This window comes from Bradyrhizobium sp. BWC-3-1 (assembly GCF_032917965.1).
GTDB lineage: Bacteria > Pseudomonadota > Alphaproteobacteria > Rhizobiales > Xanthobacteraceae > Bradyrhizobium > Bradyrhizobium canariense_D.
On sequence record NZ_CP136625.1, the window covers coordinates 3051817 to 3069286 of the forward strand.

Annotated in this window: 11 protein-coding genes and 3 pseudogenes; 8 read left to right on the top strand and 6 right to left on the bottom strand. The window is 58.2% G+C overall.

The genetic code is table 11. The features are described 5' to 3' along the window. The first annotated feature begins 29 nt into the window (after window positions 1-29). A complete protein-coding gene (locus tag RX329_RS14640) occupies window positions 30-959 on the top strand; it encodes an NAD(P)-dependent oxidoreductase (protein WP_317246046.1) in 930 nt (309 codons plus the stop codon). Further along, window positions 956-2140, top strand: a complete 1185-nt coding sequence (locus RX329_RS14645) for a glycosyltransferase family 1 protein (RefSeq protein ID WP_317246047.1) — start codon at window positions 956-958, stop codon at window positions 2138-2140. Before RX329_RS14640 ends, RX329_RS14645 begins: the two co-directional genes overlap by 4 nt. A 102-nt stretch (window positions 2141-2242) precedes the next feature. On the opposite strand, the gene RX329_RS14650 is transcribed toward RX329_RS14645, so the two are convergent. From RX329_RS14650 to gmd, 3 genes are read right to left on the bottom strand one after another with little or no spacing between them, the layout of a single operon-like run. Then, complete coding sequence (locus tag RX329_RS14650) at window positions 2243-3463, bottom strand: glycosyltransferase family 4 protein (protein WP_317246048.1); 1221 nt, start codon at window positions 3461-3463, stop codon at window positions 2243-2245. Beyond that, window positions 3464-4432 (bottom strand): GDP-L-fucose synthase, encoded by a 969-nt coding sequence (locus RX329_RS14655; RefSeq protein WP_317246049.1) that lies wholly within the window; start codon window positions 4430-4432, stop codon window positions 3464-3466. Continuing rightward, window positions 4413-5498, bottom strand: a complete 1086-nt coding sequence (gene gmd / locus RX329_RS14660) for a GDP-mannose 4,6-dehydratase (protein ID WP_317246050.1) — start codon at window positions 5496-5498, stop codon at window positions 4413-4415. Before gmd ends, RX329_RS14655 begins: the two co-directional genes overlap by 20 nt. Window positions 5499-8120: 2622 nt before the next feature. Between gmd and RX329_RS14665 the strand changes: the two are divergent. Continuing rightward, window positions 8121-8243 (top strand): annotated as a pseudogene (locus RX329_RS14665) (adenosylhomocysteinase); the annotation flags it as partial. A gap of 82 nt (window positions 8244-8325) precedes the next feature. Here RX329_RS14665 and RX329_RS14670 read toward each other — a convergent pair. After that, window positions 8326-8709, bottom strand: a complete 384-nt coding sequence (locus RX329_RS14670) for a hypothetical protein (protein ID WP_317246051.1) — start codon at window positions 8707-8709, stop codon at window positions 8326-8328. A 55-nt stretch (window positions 8710-8764) separates the two neighbouring features. Here RX329_RS14670 and RX329_RS41935 point away from each other — a divergent pair. From RX329_RS41935 to RX329_RS14680, 3 genes and pseudogenes are all read left to right on the top strand, one after another. Continuing rightward, window positions 8765-8968 (top strand): annotated as a pseudogene (locus tag RX329_RS41935) (DUF2029 domain-containing protein); the annotation flags it as partial. Window positions 8969-9026: 58 nt separating this feature from the next. Beyond that, window positions 9027-9635, top strand: a complete 609-nt coding sequence (locus RX329_RS14675; protein WP_317246052.1) for a glycosyltransferase 87 family protein — start codon at window positions 9027-9029, stop codon at window positions 9633-9635. 784 nt (window positions 9636-10419) lie between these two features. Then, window positions 10420-12294, top strand: coding sequence for an acyltransferase family protein (locus RX329_RS14680; protein ID WP_317246053.1), 1875 nt, complete (start codon window positions 10420-10422; stop codon window positions 12292-12294). A 1015-nt stretch (window positions 12295-13309) separates the two neighbouring features. On the opposite strand, the gene RX329_RS14685 is transcribed toward RX329_RS14680, so the two are convergent. Continuing rightward, complete coding sequence (locus RX329_RS14685) at window positions 13310-14314, bottom strand: acyltransferase (protein WP_317246414.1); 1005 nt, start codon at window positions 14312-14314, stop codon at window positions 13310-13312. Between the two features lie 196 nt (window positions 14315-14510). Beyond that, a pseudogene (locus RX329_RS14690) lies at window positions 14511-15319 on the bottom strand (YqaJ viral recombinase family protein). 436 nt (window positions 15320-15755) lie between these two features. Here RX329_RS14690 and RX329_RS14695 point away from each other — a divergent pair. Both RX329_RS14695 and RX329_RS14700 read left to right on the top strand, forming a co-directional pair. Continuing rightward, window positions 15756-16265 (top strand): HAD family hydrolase, encoded by a 510-nt coding sequence (locus RX329_RS14695; RefSeq protein WP_317246054.1) that lies wholly within the window; start codon window positions 15756-15758, stop codon window positions 16263-16265. An 868-nt stretch (window positions 16266-17133) separates the two neighbouring features. Further along, a complete protein-coding gene (locus tag RX329_RS14700; protein WP_317246055.1) occupies window positions 17134-17463 on the top strand; it encodes a hypothetical protein in 330 nt (109 codons plus the stop codon). Window positions 17464-17470: the final 7 nt, after the last annotated feature.

A 17470-nucleotide genomic window follows, 5' to 3' on the forward strand; every position in this document is an offset into this window, starting at 1 on the left:
AGGTACTAAGACGGGGGTGAGATATTGTTATGACCATTTGGATCACCGGTGCCAACGGTTTTATTGGAAGGTATCTGACGCGCGAACTGGCCGAGCGAGGACTCGCTGTACATGGCCTTGGCCATGGGGCGATTGCAGAGCCCGACAAGCACTATCTCGGAATGCGCGATTGGTTGAATGGTGAAATCGAGTCTGCCAATCTCAACGCCTTGGCAGTGCGAGCGGGGTTACCAAACGTTGTCTTCCATTTGGCCGGCGGATCCTCCGTCGGAGTGTCCATCGCGCAGCCCTACGAAGATTTTTCGCGCACGGTAGCAACCGCGGCTCGTCTTCTGGAGTGGCTGCGTACAAATGCGCCGGAGTGTCACGTCGTGGTAGTGTCTAGTGCGGCCGTCTATGGCTCCGCGCTTGTGGAGCGCATTTCTGAAAGCGCAACGACCGAGCCCGTATCTCCCTATGGTCAGCATAAACTCATAGTCGAGCAGCTCAGTCGTAGCTATGCCACCACGTTCGGCTTGCAAAGCACAGTCGTGCGGCTCTTTTCGGTCTACGGTGCCAATTTGCGCAAGCAGTTGCTTTGGGATATTTGCATGCGTTTGCGCGACGGGGCTGGCGCGCTTACACTCGGGGGTACCGGGAGAGAACAGCGCGATTGGACAGAGGTCCGTGATGTGGCGAAGTTGTTAGCGCGCGTTGGGTGCAATCCGCCGGATCAAGCAGTCGAAATCATCAATGGAGGCTCGGGCATTGGAACGTCCGTTGCCGATATAGCTCAGTACGTCACGCATGCTTGGGGCTTAAATATTCCAGTGGAGTTTTCAGGTGTAGCACGGCCCGGCGATCCTCTATGCCTGGTGGCAGATGCCAGTCGGCTGAACGCATTATCCTTTGAATGGGAAATTGCCGTTCGGACGGGCATTGCCGAGTACGTCACTTGGTTCAAGGGGCAATTTCCTTGACTCGGCCGCCCCTCCGTGTCGGCTTCACATTCATTCCCCGCCGGTTGCATGCAGGGGGGTTCAACTATCTCAAAAACCTGTTTGCGGCTCTTCACAGATATCAGCCCGGCGAACTCGAGCCAGTAACATTTGCGGGCCTTTCGGACGATGACCAAGATCTGGCTAGTTTTCTGCGGATTCCAAGTGTCGAAGTCGTAAAGCATAAGGCGTTCGAACGCGATCATTCCGGGTTGACTAGTGCGCTCGTTGCCGGAATAGACCACGCGGCCGCTGCTGCTTTCGATGCGGAGAGAATTGACGTCGTGTTCGAGCATGCTCGGTTTTTCGGTTGGCGCCTTCCACTGCCGACCGTCGCCTGGTTTCCGGATCTGCAGCACAAAAGCCTGCCTCAGCTGTTTTCCGTGACGGCCCATTGGCGTCGTGAGCTTGGATTTCGTGCTCAGCTTGCCGCACGACGAGCGATCGTTCTGAGTAGCGAAAGTGCATTGAAGGACTGCAGGCGCTTTTATCCGGGCGCGACAAATCAGTTCTCGGTCGTCAAGTTCGCCAGTTACCCGACTAACGACCTTCTTGCAGTGAATCCTCGCGAGATTATCAGCCTTTATGGCTTGCCTGAGCGATACTTCTATCTGCCGAATCAGTTCTGGCGACACAAGAACCACCAATTGGTGCTCGATGCACTGGCGATTTTGGCTGAGCGGGGTATAAAGATTGTAGTTGCGGTATCAGGTGGGCCCGATGAACCGCCCAGATCCTTCAACGGCATCATGCGACAGGTTGAGGAGCGCGGGCTCAAGGAAAACTTTCGTTACTTGGGGATGATTCCTCTCGCGCACGTCTACGCGCTACTCCGGGCATGCCGGGCACTGATCAACCCGTCACGGTTTGAAGGCTGGAGTACGACCGTGGAAGAAGCGAAGTCCTTTGATGTACCCATGATCGTATCGGATCTGGACGTACACCGCGAACAGACTGGTGGCTCGGCTGTGTACTTCAGCGTCGACGATGCCGCGGCTCTCGCCGGATGCCTCGCCGAAGCTATGTCGAGAGATGAGCCCTTCGTCGTAAGGCAGTTGGGATCCTCGGTCGAACGGCGCGTTGCCAAGTTCGCCGAAGAGTTTGCGGATGCCATCAAGCGCGCTGCGGCAGCCGGCTCTTTACTCTCGCGGCGTGTCAAATAGGATCGGTCAGAGTTTCGCCCTAACCGGCTGATCGCCAACTTCGCTTTTCGGCCAGGATCTGAGGGCCGCATTGCGGTCTTGCGATGCGCGATGTCGATCAATTCACGCCTGCCTGATGCCATTGACGACCCAGCGGTACCGGTCGAGCGCGACATCTTCGTAATATTTCTCGGCAACAGTGGCCGCACGAATGCCCTTGTATATCGTGGCCTGGCGATCTCTAGCGGCTTCGCGGATGATGCGGGCAAGCTCGGCCGGATTTTCTGGCGGAACGACCCATCCGATTGCCTCTTCGTTGAGCACCAGAGCTCCCTCCGAATCTACCGCAGAGGCTACAATCACTGGCCGCCCAACGGCGAGGATGTTGTAGAGGCGACTCGGTATGGAAACGCCAGCCACGTTGCGACGATACGGAATGATCCAGAGATCGGCGGCGGACAGGAACTCAACGAGCTCATCCTCAGCGACTGGTTTCAGCATCGTGATGTTCTCGAGTCTGTCCTTCGCGAACAGATCGTTCAGGTCCTTCCAGCCAACGCCCCATCCCGAGAGGATGAAGTGGATGTCCTTGTCTTCCCGCAGCAGCCTGGCCGCCTCGAAGACCGTCGCAGGATCGTGGGTGAAGCCGAGATTGCCCGAAAGGCCAACGATGAATCGTGACGGATCGGGTCGGCGGAATCGACTGGCGTGAGCGATCTCCCGATATCCGATTGGAACCAGCGCCCAGTTGGGAATGTAGTGAAGCTTGCCGGAATCGACACCTCGATACTTCTGGATGAGCGGAGCAGCATCGCGTCCAATCACGACGATGGCGTCTAGGCGCTTAAACATAAGGGTGTTGGCGAATCGAATCAGACGGACCGTAAGCGAGTTGGACTGCACCATGCCGGCCGCCTCGAGTGCCTCAGGATAGAGGTCGTAGATCAGGAGCATCGTGGCCGCACCTCTCAGTTTCGCTGCCAAGAGTACGGTATAGGGCAAAGTGAAAGGTGTCGTGACACAGAAGACGAGATCTTCCGGCCTTGCGCGCCTGAGAACGGAAAAGAACATCCGGGCCGCCAGCAGACAGATGGCTACGGCGCGTCGCACTAGTGCGGACTTGGGCGGATTCCAGGTGCCGACTTCGACGACGGTCGGTTTGCCGGGAGCGTTTGAGCGGCTTGAACCGGGCGTGGCGGAAACGACGACCACTTGGTGATCTATCGCAAGGGCGTCGGCGATCCGGCCGACATAGACCGCTGTCGTGCTCGTATCTGGCGGATAGAATTGTGCTGCGATGATCAGCGTTGCGGGCTTGTCCATGTGTCGATTGATCTTCGCCACTCAAATCTGCGGCTCTGAAAAGGTGTTGGCATGCTCCGTCAGGTACGCCGAGTAGGCGCGCCGAATTCCAAGCTCCAGCAAGGTCGTCGCGCGCCAGCCGAGCCCTTCGAGCCGGCTGACGTCAAGCAGCTTACGCGGCGTGCCGTCGGGCCGCGAGCTGTCGAAACTGATCTCGCCGTCGTAACCGACGGTTTCGGCGACGACCCGCGCGAACTCGGCGATGGTGACGTCCTCGCCGGTGCCGATGTTGACCAGCTCTGCGCTCGAATAGGTCTTCATCAGGTGCACGCAGGCATCCGCCATGTCGTCGACATAAAGGAACTCACGCCGCGGCGTGCCGGTGCCCCAGACGACGACGTTCTTCGCGCCCGCAACCTTCGCCTCGTGGAAGCGGCGGATCAGGGCCGCGACGACGTGGCTCATTTCGGAATGATAATTGTCGCCGGGGCCGTAGAGATTGGTCGGCATCACGCTGATGAAGTCGCTGCCATACTGGCTGCGATAGGCCTCGGCCATCTTGATGCCGGCGATTTTTGCAATTGCATAGGGCTCGTTGGTCGGCTCGAGCGGGCCGGTCAGCACGCAATCTTCGCGCAACGGCTGCGCCGCCAGCTTCGGGTAGATGCAGGACGACCCCAAGAACATCAGCTTCTCGGCGCCGTTCCGATGCGCGGCCTGGATCACGTTCGCCGCGATCGCGATGTTGTCGTAGATGAACTCGGCGCGCAGCGTATTGTTGGCGACGATGCCGCCGACCTTTGCCGCGGCGAGGAAGATCACCTGCGGTCGCGTCCTCGCGAACCAGTCGAACACTGCGGCCTGGTTGCACAGATCAACCTCGCCCCGGTCCACGGTGACGAGCCTGACGTCCTCCCGTTCGAGCCGGCGCGCAAGCGCGCTGCCGACCATGCCGCGATGGCCTGCTACGTAGACACTTTTGCCTGTCAGCTCAAACGGAGCGTTTGCCACTCGTCGCGTCCCGTTTTGCTACCGCCAGATCGCTCGCCATCATCTCCGCGACGAGCTCTGCAAAGCTCCGCTTTGGCGTCCAGCCGAGCACCTCGCGCGCCTTGCTGGCGTCGCCGACGAGGAGATCGACCTCGGTGGGGCGGAAATAGGTCGGATCGATCTTCACCACCGTCTTGCCCGTCTTGATATCGACGCCGGTCTCTTCGACGCCTGCCCCGCGCCATGCGATGCGGCGGCCGAGCTGGGCGAACGATAGCTCAACCGTCTCGCGCACCGAGTGCATCTCGCCGGTGGCGAGCACGAAATCGTCGGGCTTGTCGGCTTGCATGATCTTGTGCATGCCCTCGACGTAGTCGCGCGCGTGGCCCCAGTCGCGCTTGGCTTCGAGATTGCCGAGATAGAGCGTCTCCTCCAGCCCGACCTCGATACGGGCGACGGCGCGCGTGATCTTGCGGGTCACAAACGTCTCGCCGCGGATCGGGCTCTCGTGATTGAACAGGATGCCGTTGCTCGCGAACATGCCATAGGCTTCGCGGTAGTTCACCGTGATCCAGTAGCCGTAGAGTTTTGCCACGCCGTAGGGCGAGCGCGGATAGAACGGCGTCGTCTCCTTTTGCGGGATCTCCTGGACGAGGCCGTAGAGCTCCGAAGTCGACGCCTGGTAGAACCGCGTCTCCTTCTCCATGCCGAGGATGCGGATCGCTTCCAGCAGGCGGAGTACGCCGATGCCGTCGGCATTGGCCGTGTATTCCGGGCTCTCGAAGCTGACGGCGACGTGGCTCTGGGCGGCGAGATTGTAGATCTCGGTCGGCCGGATCTGCTGCACCAGGCGGATCAGATTGCTCGAGTCCGTCATGTCGCCGTAGTGCATCAGGAACGGCACGTTGCCGACATGAGGGTCCTGGTAGAGATGATCGACCCGCGCGGTGTTGAACGAGGACGAACGCCGCTTGATGCCGTGCACGACATAGCCGAGCGACAGCAGATATTCGGCGAGATAGGCGCCGTCCTGGCCGGTGACGCCGGTGATCAAGGCGACTTGTGGTTTGGATCCTTGAGCATTCATTGTGGTTTCCAGGCAACCCAGCTTGCGATTGACGCTGCTGCCTATCGCACTTTTCTAATGATGTCTTGTCCTCTAAGGCGGTCCGATTGCAAAAAAAAATTACACGAATTTTCAATGGGTTAGCGGGGCGTTGCAACAGATGAACCGCGAGCCAACTTTAACGCCTCATGCAACAAAGGTCTCTTCTAACCAACCAGCCGCTGGTGGCGCGGGCTCCACCAGCATCGGCCAACGAAAACGGTGACTGAGATGTTGTCCTACACGCCATCCTGGGACAGGATTCGCCGAATCCGGCGATGATTCGGGAGTGTGGGTACGCAAGCAACAGCGCGCACAGTCCTTTGGTCCCTTCTAAGGACCTCAAGTGCAGCCACAAAGTCGAGCTGACGCTGTGATGTGATAACGAGGAGCTCGCGGAAGCGCTGCGATCGAAGTAGGTCGCGGTCATGGCAGTTCCCACGATCCAATTTGATATATCGACAAATTGGGCGTCTGTGACGTCACCGCGGCGATGGAACCAAGGCAACCGGGGGATTAATGAGCATCAGGTGTCGAGCTGAGGTGGATGGTCTGCGTGCGGTTGCAATGAGCGCCGTGATCGCGGACCAGGCATTTGAACGCTATTGTCCAGGCGGATACCCAAATCAGTTGAACGACACCGTCCGACATTCTTAATGCCGGACGGACCGGTCACCTGATCGAAGTGCGCCCGCGTCAGGCCAGCCAGATCGGTTCTTGAGCGCGCCAGGCCGGTTCGCCGAGCAGATGAGTTAGAGTTTGGCCGTGCTTTTGGCGAGCGGAGCTTCTGAGATTAAGCCAACAAGCGAGCCGTACCATTGCCTCATCGCATTTGTCGCGCCGGCGGAGCAAGTTCTCGGGCGTCAGATGGGCTCGTACCATTTCACCGCAACGTCATTTCATTCTAGATCATCGCCAGCATTCACGAGCAGCATCGCGCAAGGTGTTGTTTAAAGCGGACGGAAGGTCTGCGACCCGCAACGCTCGAAGTCGCTGAATATCCGAAGTTATTCAGCTCATTGTCTTTGAAGAAAACGCTGTAACCCCAGCGTTTTGTCTGCTCCGTAGCTCCGCTTCGCAGGCAGACGATCCACGGGATGGATGAGTTCGGGGGCGCTGGGATTGGTACCGATATTTCGAGCGCTGGTTGAAGCTTGGCCTGGGCTGCTGCGGTCTTGAGAGAGTTGATCACAGTTGGGGCAGATAGATTCGGGGAGCCTGTTTGTGCATGCTGCGGGGGTCGGCAATGGATGAACAGGCTGCCAAAGAGGCAGCGGCTGCGATCGCGAACGGGGTACTAAACCAGTGGCGGCAGCCATGGCTGGTGATGTCCCGTCGAATCAGGATCTTGAGATCTCCCACCGATCCTGGTTGGACATACAACAGAGCCCATTTTGAACGATACTGCATGATCAAGTGTGTCGCTCTCGCAACATCAGAATTGTTCCGTCGATCTTCGCAAAGCTTATGACTTCACAGGGTGCCGAATTCGGTCTTTGATGATGTCCGAGCCGGGAAGAGATTCATCCGGACATTTTTTAAGCCAGGATCAAGAGGCCATTTCTTGAGGGCGTCGACGCCAATGCAGATACGTAATGTCGCCACATCAATTGCCTGGACCGGGCTCGTGGGCGTCATCATCCTCTATTTGATCTTCGGCCCGGGCTAGGCTGCGCACTCCATTATCTCGATTGATCGGGTCGGGCTGACGATAGCATGTAAACCCGTCACTGAGATCGAAGATGGAAGGTGACGAAGAAAAGCCGCCCGAAAAGAAATTGCACCAGCTCGCCATTCTGGCGGCGAAACGCACCCTGGCCGTTCTCAAGGTGTAGGGTTCAAGGGAATCGCTATTGGCGAGGGGTTTGGCGAACGGTGTTGGGGCTATCCTCCAGGGAAGATGGCTCGCCGGCTTTAAGAGAAGACGGCTCGCTCCTATTGCGCTAGGAAGCCGACACCGCGCGATTTGAGGGCCACGTCGGACTACCTCATCGGACAGTTATCATTCGAACAGTCCTGACCAACCAGGTCCAAGCGCAGCTCACTGCAGCGACGCTGCTGAGCGCAATCGAACTGAAGATCGAGGTGTTGGGCGCGGACGGTTCGAATTCGGAAATCGACGAATTCTACGATCTGAAACGCCGTGTTGAAGAATTCCTTGCTGCAAACCCAAAGAGGGACGAAGCCCCGATCGCTGATGCCACGCTGCGATCGCCGATGGATTCCGTCGTTTCTGGACCGAAAAGCACGTCAGCATCTGCGAAAAGACCCTCGACATGACACTGTTCGGCACCGGCCTCGCCTTTTGCGGATGGCAGGAGTGGGCGGTTCCTACCGAGTTGTCGCGTGCCATCGTCGGCGGCAAGACTGTTGCAGCCGGAGCGAAGCTCTTACCCGGGAAGGGCGCACCCGAATGCGGACGCGAGTCCCTGTTCTTGCACAGCCATCACGCGCGGTAGCTCGCGCGTTCCAGTTCGCCCCGTTCTGTTCACGCGCAGCGTTCGTGCACAGGTTATTTTGCAGGGGGGCGGCGTTCGGCAACGCGCGCATCATGCCGGGCTCGGGCTCCCGGCAAAGCCGCTCCATGCGCGTGCGAGCTCGTGGAGAATGGCCCGGCTGCACCTCGCCAAGATCGGCGTCAAGCTCACCGAGCTGCGCAAGGACCAGGCCGACTACATCGGCGGGAAGCAGGAAGGTTCGTACAATTCGGACCATTATCGGTACTGAGATCAGGCCCTGGAGCAATCCAGGGCCTTTATTGCAGTTGGATGACCTACACGCTCGATCGTTCCCCGAAGATTGTGGATTGTTAACGAGTTTCGAATGACCTTGTTACATGTTCGATCCGAATTTGTGAGCGCCCAGGCAAACCCATGACATCTGTGGATGAGCCGGCAGGAAGTCCGGGCCCGCCGTCGCAGGCCTCCGCCACCGAGTTTCTCAATCCGGAGCGCTGAGGCTTGTCGCACAATGCTGGATCGTGGTCGCGGCGATTGCCTACTTGGTCGGTCTGTTTGGTCGAATGCGGGTCGGCCTGACGGACGGCATTCACACCCCGTTCGGCGGCGACTTCATCAACTGTTGGTCGGGCGCCTATCTCGCACTGCATGGCCAGGCGGCCGAGGTCTACAACTTCGTCGCCTTTCATGAGTTCGAAAGCTCCGTGGTCGGGCCTCAGATCGATTTCCTTCACTACTCCTATCCGCCAGTTCTTCTTCTGCTGACTGTAGCGCTCGCGCTTCTTCCCTATGGCTGGCGCACATGGTTTGGCTCGTGTCGACCTGGTACGGCGTCTACCGCGTGCGCTGAAGCTTGCTGGCGGTGACAAGGCGTTGCTGCTGTCGCTCGCGGCGCCAGCGGTGTTCGTCAACGCGGCGACCGGACAAAACTGGGCATTGACGGCGGCGCTTCTGGCAGGGGGGCTGCTGCTGGTTGACCGCCGGCCGGTTGTGGCGGGAATTCTGTTTGGGCTGCTCGTCTACAAACCGCACCTCGCAATGATGCTGCCTGTTGCGGATCGCGAGCCGACGCTGGCGCGTGACCGGTGCTGCCGGCGCCACCGCCCTCCTGCTGATCGCGGCCAGCGTCGTGGTCTTTGGTCCTGCCGTTTGGGTCGAGTACCAGCACAACCTCTCGGTGCTGCGCGCAGTCATCCTCGAGGATGGTTCCGGGGCCTGGCACCGCATGGTTTCGGTGTTCGTATTTGTCCTGCGTCTGGGAGGCGGCGTTGAATTGTCCTGCGCGCTCCAGATAGCCGCTGGGATCGCTGCGGCGCTAGTCGTTGGTTGGAGCCGGGTGCGTAACGATCCGGCCTACATTCGCAACGCCCTGGTCGTGGTCGGGACCTGCCTCGCCACGCCCTATCTTCAGGACTACGACCTCATGATCGGCGCATTCGTGGCGGTGTGGCTCAAGAACGCCCAGCAGCACTCAAAATCGACGCTCGCTGGTTCCGACGCCGGGGCGGTAATGGTGCTGCTGCTGCCCCTGGTGGCCGCCGCACTTGCCAACTTCAGCGGGCTGGCCTTCGGGCCCCTGTTCTTGATCCCGTCCTTGATATTAGTCGGTGCGGTCGCGGCGGAGCAGCGTCGAACAGGTTGCACCGTTACGACCAGTTGACCCGCCGCTGCCGCGATCGGACAATTCTCTCCGGAGGAGATCCGATGAAGAACGCCCCCACAAGAACAACATTTCGACGTGCTGATCGTCGGTGCCGGCCTGTCCGATATCGGCGCGGGTTATCACTTGCAGCCCGACGAAGAGTGAGGCGTCGGGCACTTTGCTGCAATCGGCGAGTAACATCTATCTGTTTAACTTAGACGGCATCGTAGCTGCGAAGGCCGCCATAGCGATAGTGACGCTACCTGTTGGCCGTATTGTTACGGGAGCCGTAAAGGGCGTAAGCCAAGGTTTGGAGAAAGGTCTTTCCCGCGGGGTCCAGGATCGCTTTCGCGGCCGCGAACGCGTGAGAGAAGCCGAACGTCGACCCGCATAAAAGAAAGCGGCAGCAACAGAAACAAAAACGGCCCCTGCAAGAAGGCGAAGAAGGCCAAGAAATCTGAGAAAACGATGAAACGATAGCGAGCGCGCTGTTTCGCTGTGAGCGCGGGAGTTTCGTCGCTCCCGCGCCCGTGGTCGTCACCCCGGCGTGTGTCGCCAGCCGCTGCCGGTCGCGCATCCTGTGAGTTCGGTCCCGCGTTCTCGGCCGTTACGGTTTCAGGTTCTGCCGGTGCAAGCTTGACGCCAGCGCCACTTCGCTCTTGAACATGCCGCCGCGCTACTTTCGCCTATTGCTGTTGCTGGGGCTGGCATTGTCGTGTTTAAGACCGTGTCCCGGTACCCACGAAAGCGGAACAAAAGGCAACTAGGCAGGCTTATGGGCGGAATCGGTTATCGATCTGACGTGGACGGTCTGCGTGCGGTTGCGGTTGGCACCGTGATCGCAAACCACGCCTTCGAACGCTTCTGTCCCGGTGGCTTCGTTGGAGTTGACGTATTTTTCGTGATTTCCGGATTTTTGATCACGGCGATCTTGGTTGAGGAGACATCAACCGGCACCTTCAGTGTAACCGGGTTTTACGCTCGGCGCGTCCGTCGAATCTTCCCTGCGCTGATTCTTGTCCTCGCAGTGGTTTTGGTCCTCGGCTGGTTGCACATGATGCCGAACGAGCTTCTATCGCTCGCTCGGAACGTCTTCGCGAGCACTCTCTTCTCCGCCAATCTGATGCTGCTATCCGAAGTCGACTATTTTGACCTTGCAGCAAAAAGCAAGCCGCTGCTTCATCTCTGGTCGCTCGGCGTTGAGGAACAATTCTATCTCATCTGGCCGCTGCTGCTCGGTGCCCTGGCTGCCGCTCGATTGTCCGCGAGGAAGGCAATCGTCATTCTCTCAGCAATATCTCTTGCCGCAAGCATCTATCTCACACGAACTCACCCCGCAGCCGCATTTTACCTGCCCGTGAGCCGCGCCTGGGAGTTGGGCACCGGCGCATGCCTCGTGCTGTTTCGAGCCGAAATCTTACATCAGATGCGTTCGCGCCTTTCCCGCGAATTAGCAGGCAATCTGGGGATTCTGGCGATTGCGGCCGCCGCTGTCGTGTTCAACGGAAAAACGCCATTTCCAGGGGCCGCAGCAATTGTGCCGGTGTTGGGGGCCGCGCTGTTTATCTCGGCGCCTGGGTCATTCGCGAGCACAGTGCTTTCAGCCCGGCCGCCAGTTTTCATTGGTCTGATCTCCTATCCTTTGTACCTGTGGCATTGGCCAATTCTTGTTTTTTCTGAGCTTTTCGCCATGCATCCGCTCAGTATTCGCGAGCGCGCGATGTGCATACTCGCCAGCACACTGGCTGCCACGCTTACGTTCCTTTTTGTTGAAAAACCGATCCGCCGCAGACCATTTGCGATCCCACCACTGGTCGGAGCAATGAGCGCGATCGCGGCTCTAGGGATCGCGGTAATCAAGGCTGATGGATTTCCGTACCGAATACCGCAAGAGATCCGTCAAGCAGCGGTGGTCCTTCCTGGGCGTGACTTCATCCGGTACGGTGAGTGCCATGTCTCCGCCAGCGACCACGCTCAACTATCTCCCAACTGCATCGAGAAGAACCGCAAGCCTCTAATTGCGGTTTGGGGCGACAGCACGGCTGGAGCTCTTGCGGCCGGGCTTTACCAACTCGACGATCGCCTCAGGCCTGGCATCGCTCAATTGACGTTGAACTCATGTCCCCCGGTTCTTGTCGATGCTGGCGAGTTGCCGCCCGACTGTGTTGAGGCCAACAAAGACATCCTCGCTCGCATCACGCGCGCGAAACCAGACGCAGTCCTTTTGCACGCTATTTGGAACCTATATTGGCAGGAGCCCATCATCGGACCAACCGTCCGCGAGCTGCAACGGGCTGGAATTCGGACAATCATCGTGGGTCCGGTGCCTATCTGGGAGCAGCCTTTGCCGCGACTGTATGCGGAATACTATGCGGCGCGCAGGACAGTTCTCCCGGAAAGAACGGCACAGTTTCTCCGACCGTTGCTAGCTGAAGACGGGCTGCGGCAAACATCGAATAACCTCGGTGTCCGCTTCTACTCGCCCCACGCAGTACTTTGTGATCCGACCGGATGCCTGACCCGCACCTCTCCCGAGCTTCGAGACATCGTCCAATCAGATTTCGTTCATCTGACGCCGTCCGGCGCAAAATTTGTCGCGGCAAAGATGGTCCAAGATCTTGGACTAAGGAGAGATCCCGATCCGCAGGCAACGGAAACTGACCAGCCTCGGCATTAGGTTGCTCGTCAGCATCCGATGATGTGCCAGCGTGCCTGGACTGTCCGGTCATCGTCGCTTGGGGGCGGCCTGATCTGGGTATTGTCCGGCTAGCGGCTGGGCTTCGCTGCGAATTCGGGCCGGCCAAATACTCGCACGTGCTAATCCACCGCTTTACAGCCATGGGGAAAACCGCCCCCAGGTCATTTCCGAATCCTCGAGCGTGCTCGCTATCTCCACAGTGTTCTGGTTGAGGAGGTGCGCGTGAGCCAATTTTTATCCGTGCTGCTGCTCGTTACGAGTTTGATGCGGTGGCCTAACATCAGCGCTCAACTTCAGGCCCAAAGCTGGACGCCAACTCGAATAACTGAAGCTGCACCCTTGCGCTCCGCTCCGGTTGCGGAAGCATGCCCAGGGGAGCGTCAACTAAGAGGGCGCCCCCGGGGTTTCGAGCGATTTAGGGACGTACTCGATCACGCGCGGTTCGCGCGAACACCCAAGTGCGGATCACGGCGTGATGATCTACGGCGGAAGGTCGATGCGATGGGCTGTGAGGCGCGCTTATAATCGAAAGTACTGGAACCCTGCCGACACCAGCGGTGGGGTGCAGAGTGCGGAGGGCAACCCAATGCGCTTCCATAGCCCCATCGGGAACAAGTTTACCTCCACGATCGTTTAAAAATAACAAGTGGAGGAGGATGGCGTGAAGCGATTTTGTTTAGCATTCGCCGCGTTGGCAGCGCTTAGTGCGGGCGAGATAACCACAGCGAAGGCCGTGGAATTTGATGTCGGTCCGGGTGGCGTCTACGTAGGGCCACACCGGCACCGGGGCTATTACCACGACCGGGACCGGTATGACCGGGACCGCTATTCCGGTTCATATGCCCGAGAGGGAGGCGACAGTTGTGGTATGTGGCTTCACGAATGCGCTCGCTCTTATGGTGAGGGAACGCGTCTATACGAAGTCTGCATGTCCCGACGAGCGGCTGTCGTTGCTTGCGGGCGCTAACAGCGTCCGTCTGGCATAGACCTGCCGCTATGTTACCGATTGGGAACGCGCAACAGCGTCGCTTGATAACGTCGCCGCAAATGCCACTGGCGACTTTGCACTTTCGACAATCATCGGTTTTTCTCTCCGGTTACTGAACCGCGTGCACCTGTGCGCCAGTGCTATGAACGGTCGCTCGATTATGAAGTAGGTCATTAGTGACGTGCCAAGCGTGATCGCGACGAACGTCGGAAGATGGTCTGGTAGATGCCGCTTGGTTTGCCAAATGTAGTCGACCACGATCGGATGCAGTAGATACGCCGAGTACGAAATGGCCCCGATTCCCTGCATGATCGGCAGGGACGCGCGCGCCGGCCGCTGCAGCCAATAGCAGATCAGCACTGCGGTTGCGAACGCTGCATAGGTCCCCTGGAAGTAGCCCCCCAAATTGCGCGCCGTGATGGGGATGGCCAGACAAATCACTAAAACCGCAACGGCCGTGTTGAATGCAACATCGTTTGCAACAAACTTCGGCAGCTTCTGATCGGCGGCCCAAAGAGCGACAATCGATCCAACAAGGAACTGGTGATAGTATGCAAACGTCAGGGATTCGCTGTGAGCTAACCGAGCCGCGATGCTCGCCACCACCAAAATCAGGAAGCACAACACGGGATAGCCGGTTTTCCGCGCGATGAAGAGAACTGCCGGAAAAGTAATGTAGAACCAAAACTCGACTGCGAGGCTCCACAGCACGCCGTAGCTATATCCGAACCAAACCGCGAAGTCCGAGGTGAACGTGAGAAGGCCTGGTATCTGAGAGGCGAAATTATCAACATTATCGCGATAGAGCCAAAGCCAGAGGATCGCGATCTGCGCAACATACATCGGATAGATCCGCGCAACTCGACGACCCCAAAACCTCACCACGTTCGGAATTGTCAGCATTCCCTCACGGAGGAGAATGCTACAGATCAGATAACCGCTAATGACGAAGAAGACGCTAACCCCAATAGCCCCTCCTGGAGCTGTGGATGGGCTCGCATGCCCGAGCATCACGAACAAGACTGCCACAGCCCTCAGCCAGTCCAGATATTCGACGCGATCTGTGATTTTCGATTGGCCCAAAACGCACCCCCCACTGCGCCTGTGTTACCTCAGCCGCAGCAGTTGGGAAAGGCGGAACCTTGCCAAACGTGGCTAGAACGTCGCGCCCCGCTCGCGTCCATGGGGTTATATTGCCTCGATCCTTTCATTGGATTGGTGCATGGGACGCCTCCACCTGGGCCTCGAAGCTGATCGCTTCGGACTTGGAGCGCTTAGCCTTGATGCCGTGGCCGGTTGTGGCATCCTCCGGCATCAGCTTCTTCAGGTCGGCCTTGCGATCTCGTGCTCGCCATGCGCCTCGCGGGTGCGCAGATAGGTGGCCGCCAAATCCGCCCACTGATTGGAGGTCGACATGTCGACGACCTTGATCGCTTCCAACTTGGGCCGCGGGGTTTCGATGTTGCACAGGACAGGCGGCTCGCCACTCTGGACGCAGCGCCAGAACATCTTCTCGGCCGTGAGCAAGAGATGCTGGTAGAGCGGATCGGCGTGGATCTTGATCTCGACCCATTTGCCGCCGCCGGTAATGATTGAGAGCACCGCGCTACGGGAAGCCATCACCCACATGTTGTGCTGTAACTGCGCGATGTGCTTGTCGGCCGCGGCCTCCTCGGTGAAGGCCCATGGCAACATGAACTTGGCCTCGAACACCGCGTCGGTTTGTTCGACAATGCCGTCGAGCGCCGCTCCCATCCATTTGTGCACGGGATGGCGAACGCGCTTCTGGATGTCCTTGATGGTTTGCCCGGAGGATCGTTGATACCAAGCGTGGTTGAGGACCTCGGTTATGGTGCCGAGCTGGACTATCAAATTGTCCGAGAGGTCTTCTGGGTCGATCTCGCCGCGCTTCTCCCGCCCGAGTCGTAAAAGCGAGTCCTGATCGTCTCCCATGATGGTCCGCGCATCCGAGCCGCCGATGAAATGACGGCGGTCGTTAGGGTTAAACCGAACAATGTGATTGGGCGCATCCGCGCCGTTTGTTTGAACTGTTGTCGCCGGTATTTCCTACGCAAAACAAGCGGCTTCACATGCCGCAATGCCTGAAGCCCCGCGTCCGCGAGGCGAGATACCGGCGCTACGATCGATGGGGCGCCCAGTCGAATCAGTGACGCTCCAATCACAGATGAAGGCCAGTCCTTTCTGCAGCAACAATCTTGCTCGTTATAGCGGCAGAAACGGCTTTTGTTCTTACGCGCTTAGGCCAGGGGCGGGACGACGCTGATCGGTACAAAGACCGACAAAACGAAGCCAATTCACGCATGAATAGCAAAGACGTGGATGCAAAAGGCGCGCTCGCAGTGAACGATTGTCTGGTCGCATGACATGTTGAAATGAAGCCGTGATTGTCGGAAGATCGGCGGGTATCCCCTCCAATTTGGGCTAGTGAGATTTGAAGCGCCCGGCAGTATTTTTCGATCGTGATGGCGTCCTCAATGAGGACGACGGCTATGCTTTCGATCCCGGCAAGATCCGGTGGGTGGAAGGAGCCCAACAGGCCGTAAAAGCAGTCAATGATGCCGGATACCTTGCATTTGTCGTGACCAACCAATCAGGAATTGCGAGGGGGCTTTATGAGGAGCGGCATGTTCGCAATCTGCACGACTGGATGTCGCGTGAACTTGCTATCGTTGGTGCCCGTATCGATGCATTCGAATTTTGCCCACATCACCCGGATGGTCTGGTTGAGCGTTACCGTGTCCTCTGCAACTGTCGTAAGCCGCAGCCGGGGATGATCAGAGCCCTCCTTGAGCGGTATTCGGTGAATATCGATGCTAGCTTCATGGTCGGCGACAAGCAGAGCGATCTTGCTGCGGCTCAAGCGGCCGGAATAGCAGCCTATCTGTTTGATGGATCAAACCTCCACACGTTCATTGCCCCGTTGTTGACGGATTCGTCGTAGCCTCCGGGTCGGTTACCATCGCATCGTGGAGGAGCCGGAACCGAGGATTGAGGTCGTGCACTTTGCGCGAAGCGGATTGCTCGACTGCTAAGTAGAGAAATCAAGGAGGCAAGTTGGCTTAAAGCGACAAATCGAAGCCAATCGCGCAAACGCAGAGAGGAGTACCGGGCCGCAAACAACCGCCGGCAAAGCAGCATCGAGCCGCAACGCCTATCGGCATAGCTTATCTCGTTGGGACGAACCCGCTGGTTCTGGTTTCGCTGGCTTCGATGCAGTTCTTGCGGAAGACTTCAAAGGTACGGACATGGATGTCGCAGTTCAAGATCTGGCTCAAGCGAGGAGTCGCCAGGAACGCCTGCGAGCTCTTAGGTTAATTCTGATCTTTGGAGGTGATTGAGGGCGCAGAACCAAAGGAGATATCTGTCGAGCTTGGAATGGTATGAGAAGGCTGCTCTCTCGCAGCAACGGCGGGGGCTCAAACATTTGAAGCGGAATGCTGGATGAGAACCACGAGTTGAGTAGGACATTGGCGGTCTAGGGTCTCAGGCCGGGGAGCGCCGCGCCGATTGGACGGGCTGCTAGTATTTCAAAGTCTTGGAGCGCTGCATGACTACATTTTCCCACTGCTCGCTGTCGCGATCACCATCGGCCTGTTTGTGCTCTACGCCATGGTGCGGCAGAGCTTGCGTCGATCCCGCGCCGATGAGGTTCCTCACTGGCCGGATTCTAGCCTGAGATAGCGATCGGGCGTAGAAGCGTCCATCGCCATACGCAGGCGCATCGAGAAAATCAAAACTGAGCTTGCGCCGCTCGGGCAAAGCGACAGATAGAGCCTCCTTGGAAGTAGCCCTTTTCGATCGAGGAAGAGATGAAACGCGCGCTTGCCATTGTGATGATGCTACTCTTGCCAACGTCGCTGAACGCCGGATCAACGATCGTGGGCGCTGGCTCGCAATCTTGTACCGCTTGGCTGAATAGGAAGAAGAACTTAGTCGTAAAGGCGACCTTTGAATCCTGGGTCGTGGGTTTCGTCAGCGGACTAAACGTGAGTGCTGAGAGGGACATTGTTGGCGGCGGCGATTTCTCCGCGATTGTTGTTTGGATGGACCGGCGCTGCAAATCTCATTCTTCAGATCAAATTGGAGTCGCAGCTCTCGATCTGGCGATGGAGTTGGCTGGTAACGCGGCGAAGCGCTGATCTGCTA

Excerpts from the sequence above, each read along its gene's own strand:
- RX329_RS14700 (WP_317246055.1), top strand. The coding sequence starts at position 17,134 with ATGAAACGCGCGCTTGCCATTGTGATGATGCTACTCTTGCCAACGTCG.
- gmd (WP_317246050.1), bottom strand. The coding sequence starts at position 5,498 with ATGAATGCTCAAGGATCCAAACCACAAGTCGCCTTGATCACCGGCGTC.
- RX329_RS14640 (WP_317246046.1), top strand. The coding sequence starts at position 30 with ATGACCATTTGGATCACCGGTGCCAACGGTTTTATTGGAAGGTATCTG.
- RX329_RS14685 (WP_317246414.1), bottom strand. The coding sequence starts at position 14,314 with ATGCTCGGGCATGCGAGCCCATCCACAGCTCCAGGAGGGGCTATTGGG.